The organism is Maccoyibacter intestinihominis (genome assembly GCF_040096355.1).
Classification (GTDB): Bacteria; Bacillota; Clostridia; order Lachnospirales; family Lachnospiraceae; genus Maccoyibacter; species Maccoyibacter intestinihominis.
On record NZ_JBBMEX010000013.1, the window covers coordinates 1 to 16,752 of the forward strand.

Annotated in this window: 17 protein-coding genes; 13 read left to right on the plus strand and 4 right to left on the minus strand. The window is 41.4% G+C overall.

What is annotated here, in order from left to right:
• The first annotated feature begins 326 nt into the window (after positions 1–326).
• The 3 genes from WMO43_RS11480 to WMO43_RS11490 all read left to right on the plus strand — a co-directional run bounded on the left by WMO43_RS11480 (position 327) and on the right by WMO43_RS11490 (position 2,537).
• Complete coding sequence (locus WMO43_RS11480) at positions 327–1,586, plus strand: ATP-binding protein (RefSeq protein WP_353531283.1); 1,260 nt, start codon at positions 327–329, stop codon at positions 1,584–1,586.
• A 145-nt stretch (positions 1,587–1,731) separates the two neighbouring features.
• Positions 1,732–1,947 carry a PDDEXK nuclease domain-containing protein gene (locus tag WMO43_RS11485; protein ID WP_353531284.1) on the plus strand — a complete coding sequence of 72 codons (216 nt, stop codon included), beginning with the start codon at positions 1,732–1,734 and terminating at the stop codon, positions 1,945–1,947.
• 158 nt (positions 1,948–2,105) lie between these two features.
• A complete protein-coding gene (locus WMO43_RS11490; RefSeq protein WP_353531285.1) occupies positions 2,106–2,537 on the plus strand; it encodes a PaaI family thioesterase in 432 nt (143 codons plus the stop codon).
• Between the two features lie 52 nt (positions 2,538–2,589).
• Here WMO43_RS11490 and WMO43_RS11495 read toward each other — a convergent pair whose 3' ends face one another.
• Both WMO43_RS11495 and WMO43_RS11500 read right to left on the minus strand, forming a co-directional pair.
• On the minus strand, positions 2,590–3,969 hold the full coding sequence (locus WMO43_RS11495) for an MATE family efflux transporter (RefSeq protein WP_177962937.1): 1,380 nt from the start codon (positions 3,967–3,969) through the stop codon (positions 2,590–2,592).
• Between the two features lie 7 nt (positions 3,970–3,976).
• Complete coding sequence (locus WMO43_RS11500) at positions 3,977–4,891, minus strand: LysR family transcriptional regulator (RefSeq protein WP_353531286.1); 915 nt, start codon at positions 4,889–4,891, stop codon at positions 3,977–3,979.
• A 118-nt stretch (positions 4,892–5,009) separates the two neighbouring features.
• Between WMO43_RS11500 and WMO43_RS11505 the strand changes: the two genes are divergently transcribed.
• Positions 5,010–5,753: a YoaK family protein gene (locus WMO43_RS11505; protein ID WP_353531287.1), complete on the plus strand. Its 744-nt coding sequence runs from the start codon at positions 5,010–5,012 to the stop codon at positions 5,751–5,753.
• A gap of 255 nt (positions 5,754–6,008) precedes the next feature.
• Here the strand turns inward: WMO43_RS11505 and WMO43_RS11510 are convergent, their stop codons facing one another.
• Both WMO43_RS11510 and WMO43_RS11515 read right to left on the minus strand, forming a co-directional pair.
• A complete protein-coding gene (locus WMO43_RS11510) occupies positions 6,009–6,704 on the minus strand; it encodes a 3D domain-containing protein (protein WP_353531288.1) in 696 nt (231 codons plus the stop codon).
• A 755-nt stretch (positions 6,705–7,459) separates the two neighbouring features.
• Positions 7,460–8,236 carry an SDR family NAD(P)-dependent oxidoreductase gene (locus tag WMO43_RS11515; protein ID WP_353531289.1) on the minus strand — a complete coding sequence of 259 codons (777 nt, stop codon included), beginning with the start codon at positions 8,234–8,236 and terminating at the stop codon, positions 7,460–7,462.
• A gap of 127 nt (positions 8,237–8,363) precedes the next feature.
• Between WMO43_RS11515 and WMO43_RS11520 the strand changes: the two genes are divergently transcribed.
• From WMO43_RS11520 to WMO43_RS11560, 9 genes are all read left to right on the plus strand, one after another.
• The gene (locus WMO43_RS11520) at positions 8,364–9,275 is read left to right on the plus strand and encodes a magnesium transporter CorA family protein (RefSeq protein WP_353531290.1); all 912 of its coding nucleotides are present in this window, start codon (positions 8,364–8,366) and stop codon (positions 9,273–9,275) included.
• An 81-nt stretch (positions 9,276–9,356) separates the two neighbouring features.
• A complete protein-coding gene (locus WMO43_RS11525) occupies positions 9,357–10,730 on the plus strand; it encodes a TrpB-like pyridoxal phosphate-dependent enzyme (protein WP_353531291.1) in 1,374 nt (457 codons plus the stop codon).
• Between the two features lie 102 nt (positions 10,731–10,832).
• The gene (locus WMO43_RS11530; protein ID WP_353531292.1) at positions 10,833–11,255 is read left to right on the plus strand and encodes a lactate/malate family dehydrogenase; all 423 of its coding nucleotides are present in this window, start codon (positions 10,833–10,835) and stop codon (positions 11,253–11,255) included.
• 116 nt (positions 11,256–11,371) lie between these two features.
• A complete protein-coding gene (locus WMO43_RS11535) occupies positions 11,372–12,544 on the plus strand; it encodes an NAD(P)-dependent malic enzyme (RefSeq protein WP_353531293.1) in 1,173 nt (390 codons plus the stop codon).
• Between the two features lie 16 nt (positions 12,545–12,560).
• Entirely contained in the window at positions 12,561–13,136 is a 576-nt protein-coding gene (locus WMO43_RS11540; protein ID WP_353531294.1) for an NUDIX hydrolase, read from the plus strand.
• Between the two features lie 17 nt (positions 13,137–13,153).
• The gene (locus WMO43_RS11545; protein WP_353531295.1) at positions 13,154–14,350 is read left to right on the plus strand and encodes a glutamate-cysteine ligase family protein; all 1,197 of its coding nucleotides are present in this window, start codon (positions 13,154–13,156) and stop codon (positions 14,348–14,350) included.
• Positions 14,322–15,671 carry a circularly permuted type 2 ATP-grasp protein gene (locus WMO43_RS11550; RefSeq protein WP_353531296.1) on the plus strand — a complete coding sequence of 450 codons (1,350 nt, stop codon included), beginning with the start codon at positions 14,322–14,324 and terminating at the stop codon, positions 15,669–15,671. The genes WMO43_RS11545 and WMO43_RS11550 overlap by 29 nt, the downstream gene beginning before the upstream one ends.
• Before the next feature lie 78 nt (positions 15,672–15,749).
• On the plus strand, positions 15,750–15,986 hold the full coding sequence (locus WMO43_RS11555; protein WP_177962392.1) for a hypothetical protein: 237 nt from the start codon (positions 15,750–15,752) through the stop codon (positions 15,984–15,986).
• A 108-nt stretch (positions 15,987–16,094) separates the two neighbouring features.
• The gene (locus WMO43_RS11560) at positions 16,095–16,661 is read left to right on the plus strand and encodes a TetR/AcrR family transcriptional regulator C-terminal domain-containing protein (RefSeq protein WP_353531297.1); all 567 of its coding nucleotides are present in this window, start codon (positions 16,095–16,097) and stop codon (positions 16,659–16,661) included.
• Positions 16,662–16,752: the final 91 nt, after the last annotated feature.

Genomic DNA, 16,752 nt, shown 5'->3' on the forward strand with positions numbered 1-16,752 from the left:
CAATTATGACCACCCAATTTATGAGTGTGGTGTACAGTTAATAGATATGGTATATTTGCAAAGATGTTTATAACTTCAAGTTTGATGAATTGATGATATACAAAAAATAATATCAGAACAAATAACAGGCAGGTGGTCATATAATAAGACTGCCTGCTGTTTTTTTGTGTTTATATAATATGATAATGCTAAAATAACCTAAAAGATATTTTGGTAAAAATTGACCAAAACATCTTGCGGATGATTGAATAATATAATATTGTTGGGTATAATAAAAGATATTTAGAAATATAATAACCAAAATATCTTTTAGGAGAGAAGGCATTATGGTAAAAGAGATTAAAAGAGATTACTATTTGGAACAACTTATAAAGCGTGAAGGAAATGGTCTGATTAAAATAGTAACAGGAATAAGAAGATGTGGCAAATCATATTTATTGCGAACTCTATTTAAAAATCATCTGCTTGAAAATGGAGTGGATGATAAACACATTATTGAAATGGCATTTGATTTATTTGACAATATAGAATATCGAGATCCGAAAATCTTTTACCCTTGGGCAAAGGAACAAATTCAAGATGATGAAAAATATTACTTTCTTTTAGATGAAGTACAGCTGCTGGATGAATTTGTGAGTGTGCTTAATGGTTTAGCGGATAAGAAGAATTGCGATGTGTTTGTAACGGGGAGCAATGCGAAGTTTTTATCCAGAGATATCGCAACTGAATTTGGAGGCAGAGGGGATGAGGTTCATATGTACCCTTTGAGCTTTTCGGAATTTATGAGTTGCTATGGTGGAAACAAATATGATGGATGGAACGAATATATTACTTATGGTGGTATTCCCTTGGTGGTATTAGCTGAAACGGATGAGCAAAAAATGATACTCCTGGATAATCTGTTTCAGGAAACATATATTAGCGATATTGTGAAACGAAACAAAATCAGAAATGTTGGAGAAATGGAATCGTTGCTTGATGTTTTGGCATCCGCAATTGGTGCTTTGACGAATCCTAACAAACTTCAGAAAACATTTAAAAGTGTAAATAATTCAAAGATTACCGCAACTACTATTACGAAATATATTGAATATTTGGAGGATGCTTTTTTAATTGAAGAGGCGAATCGATATGATATTAAAGGAAAATCTTATATCGGTACGCCATTGAAGTACTATTTTATGGACATGGGACTAAGAAATTCAAGAATTCATTATAGACAAATGGAAGCGACACATTCTATGGAGAATGTAATTTACAATGAATTAAGAATGAGAGGCTTTCATGTGGATGTTGGTAATCTGACTGTTGTTGAGAAAGGGAAGGATGCGAAACCGGTAAAAAAGCAACTGGAAGTCGATTTTATTTGCAATAAGGGTTCTAAAAAGTATTATATCCAGTCAGCATATATGCTGGAGACGGAAGCAAAAATGGCACAGGAAATTCGCCCTTTTTTGAAAATAAATGATTCATTTAAGAAGATTGTAATTACATCTAATACACCAAAACCTTTTTATAATGATCAGGGTATTTTAATCATGAATGTATATGATTTTTTATTGAACGTAGAGTCATTGAAATTATAAAAAGCAACTAGTAAATTGAAATTTTATCTTTGTAAAGAATATGACAACTTTTGGTTTGTAAGGAAGGTAAAATCAAGCACTTGTATCAATATGTATGAAATCAAAAGGTCCGTATAACTTTGCTTTTGTAGGATGAGAATATCCATTGCCGATTGAAGGTACAGAAGAATATATTGATTTGTTGTTTTACCATTTGAATTTGCATTGTTATGTGGTCGTTGAAGTAAAAGTAAAAGAGTTTAAATCAAGAGACATTGGGCAGATCGGAACATATATAAATATTGTAGATGATATTGTAAGAACAGACGCAGACGGAAAGACGATAGGATTAATTATTTGTAAAGAGAAAAATAATGAGTGAAAGAGAATTTCATTAGAAATAACATAGGTCTACGGTAGGGGTGGTTGAACTAAACTATTTTTGATTCCCAAATGGTGATGTGGATGAAAATCGACAAAATGTGGTATACTAAACCAGTAATGAACATTCGGAACAAGAACAGACCAGGAGGAACCATCATGCTGCAGGAAGAAATGTCAGCCATCGTTGACCGGAATCCATTTGCAAAACATATAGGAATGAAACTGACGGAAGTCCGTTTAGGTTACGCAAAAGGAACGGTGCCGATGAAAAAAGAACACCAGAATGTCTACGGAGGAATGCATGGAGGATGCGTCTTTTCCATGGCAGATACGATTGCAGGAATCGCGGCGGCAACCTATGGACACATGGTGACAACGATCGATACGAACTTTAACTATTTAGAAGCGATCCGCGATACAACAGAAGTAGTCTGTGAAGCGAAAGTCGTGCGTCATGGAGGAAGGATTACCGTACTGACCGTAGAAGTCTTTGATGACAAAGGAACATTAGTGTGCAATGGCGGTTTCACATACTACAACATCGTCAATCAAAGCAGTACGATGTACGGTTTTGAGAAGCTGAGTTAAAGGGCGTCAGATGCCGACCATCCGCAGAAGCCCTGCGAGGGCTCTCATAAAATCACTTCAATGCAAGCTCCTGCTCACGCATCAGATTCATCTCTTTACGGATCAGAATTACTGTAGTCAAAAATGCTGCCGTATCCGCAATCGGTGCCGAGAACAGGATTCCATCCATTCCGAAAAACATCGGAAGAATTAACAGGAGCGGAATCAGGAAAAACACCTGTCGGGTTAAGGAGAGCAGCATACCTTTGAGCGGTTTTCCGATCGCAGCAAAAAAGTTCGAGGAAAGAAGCTGTACACCATTTACGATCACCATAAATAAGAAAATTCTCATAAAACGGACGGCAAAGGTAAAGTAGAGTTCATCTCCGGTTCCAAACAGAGCAATAATCTGTTTTGGGAAAAACTGAAACAGCACAAAACCAATCGCAGATACGACCAGATTGCAGGAAATGGCAAGCCGGTAGATACCGCGGACACGGTCATACTGTTTTGCACCGTAGTTAAAACCAATGATAGGCTGTGAACCCTGTGAAAGACCGATAATAACCGATAACAAAATGCCGTTTGTTTTCATTACAATTCCGCTTGCGGCAAGTGGAATTTCACTTCCATATATCGTTTTTGCACCATAATAAGTCATAGAATTATTCATTACAATCTGAACAAACGTAATCGCCACCTGATTCAGACAGTTGCTCATGCCAAGGGATGCGATATTCAGACATACCTGTGGCTTCAGGATAAAATGCTGTTTTTTTAAACGGATGTGTGTGAATTTTTTCACATAGTACAGAGCCATAAGAAAAGAGAAAAACTGACCGATGACGGTAGCAAAGGCAGCACCCCGGACACCCATATGGAATTTAAAAATGAACAGCGGGTCTAAAATCGTATTGATGATGGCACCGATTAACATACACATCATCGAATAATTCGGACTGCCGTCTGCTCTGGCGAGATTGCTCATGCCGTTCGTAATAATTAAAAGAGGCATACCAACCGCAGTGATCCTCGTGTATTCAATGGCATAAGGCAGAACGTCTTGCGTTGCACCAAAAGCATTTAAGAGCGGCACTAAAAAAATCTCAATACACAGGGTATAGAGAATGCCGAATAATACCATCATAGCAAGGGCATTGCCGACTGCCTGTGCTGCACGGTCTGCATCCCCTTCACCAAGTGAAAGAGAGAAACGGGAGGCACTTCCGATACTGATCAAAAGTGTGATCGCAAGACAGATCGTAGTCAGAGGAAACGCAACATTTGTTGCAGCATTTCCTAAATAACCAACCCCCTGTCCGATAAAAATCTGGTCGACAATATTGTAAAGGGAACTGACCACCATTGCGATAATGCTCGGAATAGCAAAACGTTTTAAGAGTACGGACAGTTTTTCATAACCCAAAGGATTGTTTTCATTTGTATCATTCATTTGTATTTCACCTCATAGATTCTTTATATTTGGACGGATTGGATTTCGTCTGATGCTCCACATATTTCCAGAACTTTTCCGTGGCAGTAGCCATAAGCTGTAAGTGTTTTTTCACAAGATAGGTGCCGGATTCGTGAACCGGATCAATGATCTTTCGATAGGTCAATGTCTCGCGGTTGATCAGATTTTTTGCACTTTCGGGGCAGATAATGACACCGAGATTGTGTTCTGCAAATCCCATCACGGAAGTAATGGAATTGTATAGGCAGAAAATGTTTCGTTCGGAAGCAATTTCATTGAACCAGCTATTGATCTCATTCTGAATCGGCTGGCGGATCGGAATGATCAGGGAAGCATCCTGCAATTCTGACACACGGACGCCTTCCGGGTGTTTTGCTAAAAAATGCTCTTTGTTACAGATAATGACCCAGGGCTCATGATTCAAAAAAATACGGTCATACTGCTCCATGTTAAACGGTTCGCGCACCACGGCGACATCCACCAGATTTTTTTCCAGACGTTCCTGGGTTTCATCACTGTTTCCGGTCCAAATCTGAAAACGGATATGTGGGGCAGTCTCGTGGAACCCCTCAATCAGATGCGGTAAAATGCTGCCACCGCAGCTTTCGGTTGCTCCAATCGAAATGGTGCCATAGTCATTGGTTCCCATTTTTTCAAGCTGATGCTCGGTTTTTTCAATTAAAAGAAGAATTTCCTCTGCCTGTTGTTTGAGAAAATAACCCTCTTCGGTTAACTGGAGCTGCCGGCTGTTGCGGATAAACAGTGTAACACCCAGTTCCTCTTCAAGTAATTTAATCTGACGGCTTAATGGCGGCTGTGCCATGCACAGTTTGTTTGCCGCTTTTGTAAAGTTCCGTTCCTGTGCGGTAACGAGAAAATATCGTAGTGTTCTGATATCCATATCCAATCTCCTATACTTTTTAGGTATCGTTTCCTATATATTATATGTATTTTTATATAGATGTCAAATATGGTACAATAGACGAAAATGAGTTTTGCCAAAGAATGGAGATGTTAATTTGAACTTAAGAAAAAACCATGAAATGTTATTGCATTTTGTCATGGCATTTATTGGTGGATATTTTGGATTATATGCAATAGTAGCCCGTAATGATCTGTTTGGTTCGGCACAGACGAGTAACCTGATCTATTTAGTGCAGGATATCCTCGGCGGCAGACCGTTGGATTTTGTGCTCCGTATCGGAGCGTTGGTGCTCTATTCCACAGCAGTCGTGTTGTCGGTCTGGCTCCCGAAGCACACGGCAGTAAACAATAAGATACTCAGCATACTGATCGACGGCGGAGCAGTCATCTTACTGGGATTTCTTCCAAAAGATATGAATCCGGTACTGGGACTGTATCCGATATTTTTTGCGATGGCATTCCAGTGGTGCAGTTTTAAGGGGATCGGAGGCTATAACAGCGCAACCGTATTTTCAACGAATAACCTAAGACAGTTTGTATCGGCGGTGACTTTATTTGCCGATGAAAAAAAGCAGGAGCACCTGCAAAAATTAAAATTTTATGGAGGAACACTTCTCTCCTTCCATCTAGGAGTTGGAGCAGCGTGTGTTGCATGGCAGTTCTTCGATGTAACAAGCATCTGGCTTTGTTTTCTCGCATTGCCGGCAGCGTTCGGACTTGCCGTATACGAGCATAGCCTTACGATCGAGCCGAAGATCACGGAACTTGCAATGGAAGTTGTTGAGTCGGAAGCAATAAAAAATGCAATTAACAAAAATGCAGTTCAGCAAATAGGTTAACTCGCTGGACTGCATTTTTGGCTTTATAGGAAATTCCTATAAAGCAAAAACACTTCGGGTGTCAAAACTATATTTTTAATAAAATTTTGTAGCCTGCACCCAGGAAATATGAAAGGTTTCTTTTTGTGCAATGGAAATGAAACTCAGGAAATCGTGAAGCCCATTGGCGCACACGATTTCTGCTTTCGGAGGTTCATTGGAATGGTTTGCACCAGGAAACCTGGAATATTTCATGGGTGCAGGCGATGAGGAATCCTAATTCAGGGCTTCCTCGCTTACAACTTCCTGTGAGATCAGGTTTTCCCCTTCATAAGTGTATTTAATGGTCTGTATGGCTTCGTAGTTTTCTAACCATACGGCATCGGCATAGCGAACACCGAAATTCATACATTCGCTGATCGTATTCATATAAATGTCAATGCGGTGGCCTTTGATCTTTCCTCCAATATCTTCTGCCTTATAAGTGTGTCCGTTGATAATGACTTCACTTCCTAAAGGAATGATGTTTGGATCAACGGCAATTGTGTGTCCGGCACGGACAGGCGTTCCGGTTTTGGTGATTCCGTCTGCGTATTTTCCACAGCTTACCTCGCTTGCCTCATAGGCAGTCAGCAGTACATCGGGAATCCGGTGTTCCTTTGTTAAGGTTACCTGCTGTCTGGCATAGACCACGGTTTGCAGGGAACCATTCAGTTCTTCGTATTCAATATCATGTTTGCTTTGGTCAGGTTCACTGATATTAGAAGCAGTGACAATGTTTTTATCCTTCTTTTCTTTTTCGCAGGTCATGTGTACCGTTTCTGTCAGTTGTTCTGCATCGGGAATGATTCTTCCCTGATAGGCACCAAGTGCAAGAACAGAAGCAAAAACAGTGGTTGCCACAGCCTGCCGAATTCGGTTCGGTTCTGTCATAAGATTCCTTTCTTTATACCGGATTTCTTCCGGCTTCATTCATGGAACATTTTTCCTTACATCAGAAGTATGTGCCAAAACAATGCAAATTATAACTGATAGGTTTTGTTAGAATAGGTAAAAACTTGTAGTTATGGTTATGAAATAAATAATTAAGCATAAAGAATTAAAAAAATGAAGTATTCCAAGTTTCCTTGTGCAGACCATTCCAATGAACCTCTGAAAGCAGAAATCGTGTGCGCCAGTGGGCTTCACGATTTCTTGAGTTTCATTTCCATTGCACAAAAAGAAACTTTCCATACTTCATTTTTTTAATATTCTCGGATATCAGATATAGATTAGGTCTAAATCAAATTATAACTACAATTTCTGTGTCCTAATTAAGTTATTAAGTTGGATACAGAATGATAGAGAAAATAAGTATAGATAAGAGATTAGTTAAATATCAATTCTGGATATGAAAATATAGACTAGAGTACCAAAAGACGACTCACAACTTAGTGGATGGAAACTTGCACAAAGCTGAGACTGCTTTTGTGACTTTGGGAGAAAATTAGTAAATCTTAGTCTGGCTGTTCCTATATAGTGTTTGGCTGCCATGGACGGCAGCCAAAGTCTTAACACCCCATGGACGGGGTGTTTAAGACGTACACGTCACGTTATCACAACCTGACTCAGACAGACTTAGATTTTCTTATTTTCGTACAACGGAACAAAATAGCCCCAGCTTTGTGCAATCCGCCAATCAAAAAACTTGAAACAGACTTTGACACCCTAATTAGTTATAGAAGGCGCTATAAAAGCCGCTGCTGGATCAGCCAGAGTTTCATCATCGTTTTCTGTGGCAGGAGTTTGGCAATGGTATGGCAGGTTTTGACATAGGTGCTGTAGACCGACATATCTTTTCCGTGCTCTGCGTCTGCGAGAGCTTTCTTTGCGACAACATCGGGAGTGACCATGTTTGTAAAGTTGGTGGTTGCTTTTTTTGCGTCAATGATCCCTCTGTCATACAATCCGGTTTTCATCCAGCCGGGGCAGACTGCCGTAGCAGTGATGCCTTTTTCCCGGAGTTCCACGTTCAGGGCACGGGTATAGTTTCTGACAAACGCCTTGGTAGAACTGTAGATATTCTGATATGGCAGGGGCTGGAACGAAGCCTGTGAGGCAATGTTTAGGATATGGCTGCCCTTTTTCATATGTGGAATGCATACCAGTCCCATGGCAACGACACCGCTGATATTCAGGTCGATCATATTGATCGATTCATCAATGGAAATATCATCATACGAACAGAATTTTGCAAATCCTGCATTGTTGATCAGATAGCGGATATTGCAGTTTTTAAGGCTCGGATTTTCACCAAAAGTCTTAATGTTTTCGAGAGAGGAAAGGTCCATCGGATAGACAACGATCTTTTCTCCGTATCGTTTTTGAATCTTCTTTAATTTTTCTTCATTTCTGGAAATGATCCAGATCTCATCCAGTCCTTTTTTTGCAGATAACAGTTTTACAAATTCTTTGCCGAGTCCGCTGCTTGCTCCGGTTACGATCGCAATGTTCTTTTTCTTCATTATTACCTCCAGCTAAAAATCAATTTTTTTCACGTCTAGTATATGTTATTATTTTACCATAGAAAAAAATTTCTAAAAATAGAAATGCAAAAATTGTGATATGATAAAAAGCAGAGGAGGGAGAGCGATGTTTTACAGAATCGAAAAAGACAGAGTGGAAGAGACCAGTGCCGAAAACTGGGAAAGCGGACAGTCCGGTGTGGCAGTTTTTACCCACAAAGAATGGGAAGAAGAAATGGACATCCGTGCAACTTATCTGCTCGGACAGCGTGAGGACAACATCCATTTTTGCAAGTTGGAAAGCCATGCAAATTACCTGTTTGGAACCTTTCATATTCCGGTAAAACGGGAGCATGAAAAGAACATGGGCTTTGCATTTTATATCCTGCCCGGAAAACTGATCTTTATTGATGATAACGGTCTGGTGCAGGCACATATCAAGAAAATCATTGCGGGAAAAGTACACAGCGGTTGCAATCTGGAAAAGTTTTTTTATGATTTTTTAATATCCCTGATCGATGAAGACCTGATCTATTTAGCAGTATTAGAAAAAGAGATCACAAAAATGGAAGAGAGCATGGTGGAGGACGAGCTAAAGGACTTCAACTACCGGATGCTGCATCTGAAAAAAGAGATTTCAAGGCTGTACCGCTACTACAGCCAGCTTGCCGATCTGGGCGAAAATCTGTATGAGAATGAAAAGGAATTTTTTGAAAAAAAGCATACCGGAGTCTTTCGGATTTTTGCGGAGCGTACAACAAGACTTCAGGAGGAGACACAGGTGCTTCGGGAATATGCCATGCAGGTGCAGGATGTCTATCAGTCCGAGATCGGGATACGGCAGAATAATGTCATGAAAGTGCTGACCATTGTTACAACAGTATTTTTGCCGCTGACTCTGATCGCCGGCTGGTATGGCATGAACTTTGTCTATATGCCGGAGCTGAAATGGGTCTACGGATATCCGGTCGCGATCGGTGCAAGTATCCTAGTCATCATCGTGAGCCTTTGGATTTTTAAAAAGAAAAAATATCTGTAACCGAACTGGTTGAATTTACCACAACAACGTGTTAAAATACTGAAAACACAAAGATATGCACAGAGAAATGAGGAGTGTCAGATGAAGCAAAAAGAAATCCCTTACAAGATCTACTTAGAAGAAAGCGAAATGCCAAAGGAATGGTATAACGTTCGTGCCGATATGAAGAACAAACCGGCACCACTTTTAAATCCACAGACATTGCAGCCGATGACAGCAGAGGAGTTAGGAGCTGTTTTTTGCGATGAATTAGTGGCACAGGAATTAAACGAGACCGATCCGTATATCGCGATTCCGGAAGAGATCCGCAGCTTTTACAAGATGTATCGCCCTTCACCGTTAGTACGGGCTTATTGTTTAGAAGAAAAACTTGATACCCCGGCAAAAATTTACTACAAATTTGAAGGAAACAATACCAGCGGAAGCCACAAGCTCAATTCTGCAATTGCACAGGCATATTACGCAAAGAAGCAGGGACTGAAAGGCGTTACTACCGAAACCGGTGCAGGACAGTGGGGAACTGCTTTGTCCATGGCATGCTCTTATTTTGACTTAGACTGTAAAGTTTATATGGTAAAAGTCTCCTATGAGCAGAAACCGTTCCGTCGTGAGGTTATGAGAACCTATGGTGCAAGTGTGACACCATCTCCGTCAGAGACCACCGAGATCGGAAGACAGATATTAAAAGAATTTCCGGGAACGACAGGAAGCCTTGGCTGTGCGATTTCCGAAGCAGTGGAGACCGCGACCACAACAGAAGGCTACCGTTATGTACTCGGCAGCGTGTTAAATCAGGTATTATTACATCAGTCCGTCATCGGTTTAGAGAGTAAGATCGCCATGGACAAATATGGCATCAAGCCGGATATGATCATCGGATGTGCCGGCGGCGGTTCTAACTTAGGCGGTCTGATCGCACCGTTTATGGGAGAAAAATTAAGAGGAGAGGCAGATTACGAGTTTATTGCGGTAGAACCTGCATCCTGCCCAAGCCTTACCAGAGGACGTTATGTATATGACTTCTGTGATACCGGAAAAGTATGCCCACTTGCAAAAATGTATACCCTTGGAAGTGGATTCATTCCATCAGCAAACCACGCAGGCGGCTTACGTTATCACGGCATGAACCCGGCACTTTCCCAGATGTACGAGGATGGACTCTTAGAGGCAAGAAGTGTTGAGCAGACCAGCGTCTTTGAAGCAGCAGAGCAGTTTGCAAGAGTCGAAGGAATCCTTCCGGCACCGGAGAGCAGCCATGCGATCCGTGCAGCAATCGATGAGGCACTCAAGTGCAAAGAGACAGGAGAAGAAAAAACCATCCTGTTTGGACTGACCGGAACCGGTTATTTTGATATGGTCGCATATGAGAAATTCCACAATGGAGAGATGTCCGACTACATCCCGACCGAGGAAGATTTAGCCAAAGGATTTGCAGGAATCCCGAAGATTGTCTAAAGTTTAACAAAATATTAGCGGGCGAATTAATTGATTCCCTCCTACGCAACTGATAGCATGAAATCATGCATGTCAGAAGATTAATGTAGGAGGGAAATTTTTATGAGCAGTCATAAAAAAATAAGTATTCTGGGGTCAGGAAGAGTAGGTTCCGACATTGTTATCGTAACGCTCGGAAGAGCGCGTCAGCCCGGACAGTCGAGGATCGAACTGGTACAGGGAAATGTAGATATTATCAAAAACGTCATGCCACAGGTAGTGTCCTATGCACCGGATGCGATTTACATCATCGTCAGCAATCCGGTCGATGTCCTTACATATGCAGTACAGGAGATTACAGGAATGCCAAAAGAGCGTGTCATTGGACCAGGAACCCTGTTGGATTCCAGCCGTCTTAGAAGTATTTTAGCGGAGCGGGCAAAAGTCAGTCCGAGCAATGTACATGGTTATGTGTTCGGTGAGCATGGAGATTCTTCGTTTGTACCGTGGAACCGGAACTTTCAGACAGTGAAAAAGGACTGCTGATCGACAGTGCAAATATCTTAAAAGATGTCATTCAGACAATTGAAATCTAAGCGGGATTGTCTTATGATAGTAAAAGATAATTTAGAAAATAAATGTAACAAAAAGGAGATAAAAACATGGATTATGCATCAGAATCATTAAAAAGACACTATGACTGGAAAGGAAAAATCGAAGTAGTATGCCGTTGTCCGTTAGAGGATAAAGACGACTTATCACTGGCGTATACACCGGGCGTTGCACAGCCTTGTTTAGAAATCCAGAAAGATGTCAATAAGAGCTATGAATTAACCAGACGTTCCAACTTAGTAGCAGTTGTAACAGACGGTACAGCCGTACTTGGACTTGGAGATATCGGACCGGAAGCCGGAATGCCGGTTATGGAAGGAAAATGTGCACTCTTCAAAGCATTTGGAGACGTGGACGCAGTACCGATTTGTGTACGCTCCAAAGAGGTTGACGATATTGTAAAGACAGTCAGCCTGATCGCCGGAAGTTTTGGCGGGATCAACTTAGAGGATATTTCCGCACCACGTTGTTTTGAGATTGAAGAAAAATTAAAAGAAACCTGTGACATTCCGATTTTCCATGATGACCAGCACGGAACAGCAGTGGTAACTTTAGCAGCACTGTTAAATGCCTTAAAGTTAACCGGAAAGAAAATGGAAGAAATCAAGGTTGTAACCAGCGGAGCAGGTGCAGCAGGAATCGCCATCATCAAGCTGTTGATTGCAATGGGATTAAAAAATGTGATTCTCTGCGATAGAAAAGGTGCTATTTATGAAGGCAGAGAAGGTCTGAATAAAGAGAAAGAGGAAATGGCAAAGATTACAAACAGAAATCACGAAGCAGGAACTCTTGAAGAAGTATTAAAAGGAGCAGACGTATTTATCGGCGTATCTGCACCGGGTTGTGTGACTCAGGATATGGTACGTTCCATGAATGAGAATCCGATTCTCTTCCCAATGGCAAACCCGACACCGGAAATCATGCCGGACCTTGCAAAAGAAGCAGGAGCAGCAGTTGTAGGAACAGGGCGAAGCGACTTCCCGAACCAGATCAACAACGTACTTGCGTTCCCTGGAATCTTCCGTGGAGCATTAGATGTAAGAGCAAGTGAAATCAATGATGAGATGAAGATCGCAGCAGCAAAAGCAATCGCATCCTTTGTAACAGATGATCTGCTCAGTGCAGACTACATCATTCCAAGTGCATTAGATAAAAATGTAGCAACAGCCGTAGCCGAAGCAGTCGCTAAGGTAGCAAAAGAAACAGGTGTTGCAAGAATCTAGATTAAGAAGGCAGAGTATGGAAGAATATTTTGATATCCGTGACAGTGCAGGCAATCCGACCGGGGAGGTCAAGGCGCGTTCACTGGTACATCGGGACGGTGACATTCATGGAACCTCCCATGTGTGGCTGGTTCGGAAGAATAAAAAGAGCGGCTATGATGTATTGCTGCAAAAGCGGAGTGATGACAAGGATTCATTTCCGGGATGTTACGATATCTCTTCCGCCGGACATCTGCCGGCAGGAGCCGATTACAGGGAATCGGCAGTCCGGGAATTAGAAGAGGAACTTGGAATCGCCGTAAGCCCAGAGGACTTACGGTTTCTTGGCATGCACGAAGGGGACGTAAAAGAGGAATTTTATGGAAAACCCTTTCATAATCATGAAATCAGTGCTATTTTTATATTGGAGAAAAACATAGAACCGGAAGGAATGTGTTTACAAAAGGAAGAAGTAAGCGGGGTCTTATGGATGGATTTTGCAGAGTGTTTAGATGGAATTCGTAAAAATGCATTATGTCATTGTATTTTTGAGGACGAGTTTGAAACATTGGGGGAATATCTAGGCATACTAAGCAAAACGGAAACAACATAGAAAGACGAGGCTGAGTGATGGATCTTGCAGGAATGAATATAAGAAAGATTACAGATTATTTTCGTGCAGGCTGTAAGGAGGATTATAACCGTAGGATCGGAGTTGAAATAGAACATTTTGTTATAAAAGAAGACAATACCAATGCAACATATGAAGAGATAGCGGAATTGTTAGAAGCAGTATTTGGCAACGAACAGTGCGAGTATGAGCAGCGTTCCCTGTTAGGTTGTGTGACGATGGAGTATGCGATCAGTTTAGAGCCGGCAGCCCAGTTAGAAATCAGCATTTTTCCAAGAAAGACCGTACAGGAATTAGAACAGATCTACGAAGGATTCTTAAAACGAATGGAGTCCTATTTAGGACTACGCCATATGCGGCTCGAAACCTGTGGCTATCAGCCGTATGCAAAAGCCGCAGAGCTGCCACTGATCCCAAAGAGACGATATGAATACATGGATGCATATTTTAAGCACACGGAGACCATGGGAATCCGCATGATGCGCGGAAGTGCTTCCACGCAGGTGTCGATCGACTATCTGAACGAGCAGGATTTTGTGAAAAAATTCCAGCTTGCTCAGATGTTATCCCCGGTGCTGGCACTGCTGACAGAGAACACAGCGGTCATAGACGGAATTCCCGTAAAAAAACATATTCCACGGACAGAAATCTGGAATCATGTGGACAAGAAACGATGCGGAATCGTTCCGGGAAGCATGAGCGAGGAATTTTCTTTTTATACTTATGCAGAATATGTCTATCATGTGCCGCTCATCTTTGCGAAAGACCACGGTATTATTATGCCGACCGGAGAGTGGTCAGCAGCGGAGTACTATAGAGAACGACTCATGACAGAGGAAGAGATTGAGCATATGCTGTCCATGGTTTTCCCGGATGTGCGGTTGAAAAATTATATTGAAATCCGCATGGCAGACAGTCTTCCAAAGGAAGAAGCATTTGCCTATGTCTCCCTGATTCGGGATATTTTTTATGGAGGAAATATCACAAAGATACGCAGGTATCTGGGAAATCCGACAGAAGAGGATATTGCACAGGCGAAAGAAAATGTCATAAGCTATGGAGAAGACGGCATGGTATATGGAAGAAAGGCAGGCGAGATCTTTGCCTACCTACAGCAGTTTTCCCAAGAACCAATGCAGAAATTATTAGAAAAAAGAAGGCATCAGAATGAGCGAGACAACCAGATTGACAAATGAATATATTGAGATTACGAAACAGGACATAGAAGCCCATGAGAGGACGGCAAAAGAGGCAAACGAATATATCCGTAACTCGACAGCGCAGTATCATGGCAGATGTGTCAAAGCACTCTATGTTCCAAAGATTTTTACCGGACGGGAGGAGCGGATATTCTCTGATCTGGTCAGTACGATGTGTGGCATTTTTTATAAGGTTATGGATGCCTATGCAAAAGACAAGGATTACCGGAGGCTTTTTGGATTCGAGCCGAAGTTAGAGGAACTGATCTTAAGAGAACCGACCTATGACAGCCCGATCCCGATCGCAAGGATCGACATCTTTTATAATGAAGAAACAGGTGATTTCAAATTCTGCGAATTTAACACCGACGGAACTTCGGCAATGAACGAGGACAGGGAGTTAAACATCGCGATCCAAAAGACAAAAGCCTATCAGCAAATGGCAGAAACCCATGAGTTCAAGAGTTTCGAGCTTTTTGATTCCTGGGTGGAGACATTTTTAGAGATTTACCATAGCAGTCAGGATTCCAAAGAATATCCGAATGTGGCGATCGTGGATTTTATGGAAAATGCGACAGAGATGGAATTTCAGATTTTTGCAGATCATTTTAGGATGCATGGATGCAACGCACAGCTTTGTGAGATTCGGGATTTGGTATATCAGGACGGAGCATTGTATACACCGGATGGAATGCAGGTGGATGCAATTTACCGCCGTGCTGTCACCAGTGATATCATGAAGCACTATGAAGAAGTGGGAGATTTCATTGCAGCAGTAAAGGACAATGCCGTATGTCTGATTGGAGATTTCAGAACGCAGATTGCCCACAATAAAATCCTATACAAGATATTACATCTGCCACAGACGCAGGCATTTCTGACAGAGGAAGAAAATGCATTTGTAAAGGCTCATGTACCGATGACCTACAGCATCCATGATGAACGTTTAAATATAGAAGAAATCTTAACCGAAAAAGACAAGTGGATCTTAAAGCCGGAGGATTCTTACGGTTCACAGGGAATCCATGCAGGGGTGGAGTGCAATGCGGAGGAATGGAAGGAATACTTCTATAAGGAAAGAAACGATGCAGACAGCACCTATCTGATCCAGGAATTCTGTGTGCCGTATCAGACCATGAACGTGGATTTAGCACAGGGCGAGCGTACATTTTTCCCGGTGTATAACCTGACCGGATTATTTACTTATGGTGGAAAATTCAGGGGAGTGTATTCAAGAATCTCAAAGAGCGAGATCATTTCCACACAGTACAGCGAAATGGCACTGCCAACATTATTTGTGACCCAAAAGAAGGTATAAGGGTTAAAGTATAGAAGAATCAGAACATAGAAGAATCCGAGCATAGAGGAATAATAATAGAAGGATCGAGGAAACAAAATGCGGAAAATGGAATTTAAAATGGAGCGGACAGGACTCTTAGAAGTCGGAGATATCCTGCCGGTCACAGAGGGTAAACTGCCAAATTCCTATTACTATACCTTAGGACGGGCGTATGCAATGTCTGCAAACTATAAATATAACGAACGTTTACAGAGCAGAGAAGGAAAAGTCATAGATGTAAAAGAGACAGAAAAAGGATATTTTGTAACCGTGGAATTTGATGAGGAGGAATGACACAAAGAGACCAAAAAGGGGACGTAAAATTTGACATATTTACGGTTTCGTGCTATTTTATAGCTGTCGTAGAAGAAGGATCATTCCGTTGCAGTTGAGAGGAAATTTATGACAAATCAGGGAAAGAACGCCGTAGACACATTGTTAGCGGAAAGTTTTAAAGAGCTGACCTTAAAACAGCCGATAGAAAAGATTACAATTAAGGAAATTACAGATAAAGCGGGAGTCATCCGTCCGACATTTTATAATCATTTTCAAGACAAGTATGAACTGTTAGAATGGATCATCATGTCACAAATCATAGAACCAATCGGACCGCTTCTTCAGAATGGTATGGTGCATGAGGCATTGGTGCTGATGTTTACAAGCATTGAAAAAGAGCGGGACTTCTATAGTAAGGCGTGTAAGTTAGAAGGACAGAATTCCTTTGAGAGTATTGTAAAGTCCTGTATCAAGCAGATCATCTTAGGAGTTATTGAGAATAAGGTAACCGGAAAGAAACCGATACATGCCTGGCTGACACCGGATCATTTAGCAGAGTATTACAGCCAGTCCATGTGTTTTGTGGCGATCAGCTGGATCAAGAGCAATATGGTGATACCGCCAAAAGAAGTGGCAGATATTTATCAATATGTCATAAAACGTTCTTTGGACGAGATATTATCTGAAATGTAGTAACAAAATATACACATGGATAGAAATGTATAGGGCGCAATACAAAAGCACCGAAATGTATAATCGTAAAAGACAGCAAAAAAAGATTGAA